Source organism: Nocardia carnea (genome assembly GCF_029868855.1).
Lineage (GTDB): Bacteria > Actinomycetota > Actinomycetes > Mycobacteriales > Mycobacteriaceae > Nocardia > Nocardia carnea_A.
The window spans coordinates 1-2,237 of record NZ_JARWOV010000135.1; the positions used below are offsets into that span (position 1 = coordinate 1).

General features: G+C 68.3%; 2 protein-coding genes and 1 pseudogene. 2 read left to right on the plus strand and 1 reads right to left on the minus strand.

Annotated features, from left to right (window positions below):
• Positions 1-177 precede the first annotated feature (177 nt).
• Positions 178-1,293 (minus strand): hypothetical protein, encoded by a 1,116-nt coding sequence (locus QH195_RS12910; protein WP_280425676.1) that lies wholly within the window; start codon positions 1,291-1,293, stop codon positions 178-180.
• Positions 1,294-1,418: 125 nt separating this feature from the next.
• Here QH195_RS12910 and QH195_RS12915 point away from each other — a divergent pair, with 125 nt between their 5' ends.
• Positions 1,419-2,027 (plus strand): TetR/AcrR family transcriptional regulator, encoded by a 609-nt coding sequence (locus QH195_RS12915; RefSeq protein WP_280425675.1) that lies wholly within the window; start codon positions 1,419-1,421, stop codon positions 2,025-2,027.
• A pseudogene (locus QH195_RS12920) lies at positions 2,024-2,237 on the plus strand (hypothetical protein); the annotation flags it as partial. The gene QH195_RS12915 and the pseudogene QH195_RS12920, both read left to right, overlap by 4 nt.

The following is a 2,237-nucleotide window of genomic DNA, read 5'->3' on the forward strand; positions in this document are numbered from 1 at the left end:
CCCCCGATCCGGGCGGGGCGTCGGCGGGTTCGTGGTCTAACTGGACGGGCGCGGCCGCCCGCCGGCGCGGGCGGCCCGTCCAATTCGCCACCCGGGCGGATTCCGCCACGGGAAATTCGGCACGCAGCACCGGGACAACGGCGGCCGGCAGATCGTCTGCCTCGGGTCGAGTGGTCATCAGTAGCCCTCGTATCCGTACCGGGAATTACGACCCATGAACACCATCTCCACCAGCCCGTGGCCGGTCTTGCCGTCGCTGCTCTCGATCTTGCAGAAGGTCTCGGTGAGCATGCTGACCTGGCGAAGCTCGTCGGTGTCGTCGAGATCGACGGTGAAGCCGTCGCTGTAGGACGGCCCCTTCCAGATGCCGGAGGCGTAACCGCGATACATGTCGTAGCCGGCCAGCCCAGGCCAGAAGTCCGAAATAGGGGTGACGGTGAACGAGCGCGTGGTGCCGTCGGCAGCGTCCGCGGTGAAGGTGCCGGCCGACACGATCCGGAAGTCGTCGCGGAACTCGAGGTCGTGGGTCACGCCGACGATCGGCACGACCGGCGCCTGTGCCTCGATGGGCTGCTGGATGGATCCCTCGAAGTGCCAGCGCTGCCCGTCCGCGGTCTCGCGCTGCGCGAAATGCACCAACTCGTCGTCGAACTGGAAGATACCCATGAAGTACAGCACCCCGTCGGGAATCTCGGAGGGCTGCAATCCCGCGCCCTCACCGAGGCTTCCACCGCCACCACCGTGCCTGGTGCCCCACGAGTGGTCGCGACCGAACCACCAGGTACTCGGATCGATGTCGATGCGTTCGCCGTCGACCTCGAGCCAGCCGGAGATTTCGCCGTTCTGGTAGTAGCGTCGCGCGTCTTCGCGGACCCGGCCGCGCGTGCGGAAGAAGGCGGGTTCCTGCTCGTAGGCGGGGAACCGGCCGGAGAAGGTCAGCTCGAGCCGGATGCCGTGGTCGTTGCCGGCCAGGGTGGCCCGGACGCCGCGCAGCGGTTCGGTGATCTCGTAGCGGTAGGGGCCGACCTGCCAGGCGCCCAGATCGTCGTAGTTTCCGCCGATCTCGCGGGACAGGCGGACCACGTGCGCTTGCCCGTCGACGGTAACCATCGCGTAGGCGTCCATGACATTGCGATTGGGGTAACGCGCCATTCCGGTCATGACGCTGACCCGGCCGGTGGTGTCGAAGCCGTAGAGCACGATGCGCTCGGTCCAGCGCAGATCGCTCTGGTCGACGTGGTCGAAGGTGGTCGGCAACTGATGGCAGAGCAGTTCGTCCTGGGGAGTCAGCATGTGTGCTTCCTTCGAAAGTGGAATTGGAACACGTTTCACGTTAGCTAATTCGAATACACCATGAAGCGTTTTTAAAAAGATCCGATCTCGGCTACGCTCTGCCCACATCGAAGGAGGAGTGATCGGTGACCGAACAGAGCGAGGCCCGGCCGGGGCCCGGCCGCCCACGTGACCCGCAGCTGGACCGGCAAGTGTTGCGCGCCACCCAGGAACTGCTGGTGGAGCAGGGTTTTCAGGCCACGACGATTCAGGGCGTCGCACGCCGGGCCGGGGTGGTCGCCACCTCGATCTATCGCCGGTGGCCGAACCGGATCCACCTCGTCGAGGACGCGATCTTCGCGCTCGAGACCGGAGCGGTCCCGCAGCCCACCGGTGACATCGGCGCGGATCTGCTCGCGTGGACTCGACTGTTCTTTGCCGCTGCCACCCACCCCGCGGCCCGCTCCGGCATTCCCGGCCTGCTCTCTGCCTACCACGACGACGAGCAGAGCTATCGGCGGCTGCGCGAACGCGGCGAGGGCTTGGCCCGGGTGGCGCTGCGCGCAACCATCGACGCGGCAGTGGAGTCCGGTCAGGTCTCCCCCGGCTGCGATCCCGACCTGCTCTTCGAATTCCTGCGCGGCGCGACGCTGCTGCGCGCTCTCACCCGCGGCGATGAGGACGGCGACCGATTCTGCCGCGAAACCGCCGCGGCCCTGGTCACCCTGGCCACTCACCACGAAAGTAGAAGATGAGAACTCCCTGTCGCCGCCTGCTCACCGCCGCGGCGGCCGTACTGCTGGTTCCCACCGCCATCGGCGGCGCACAGCCCGACTCCGCCGGGGCCGTCCTGGAGAACCGCGACATCGCCGATACCGCCGTCGCCCCCCCCCCCAGCACCGGCGGCGCCCCAACCCCCCCCGGCCCGCCCGGCGGCCGGCCCCCCCCCCCCCCCCCCCGCCGGC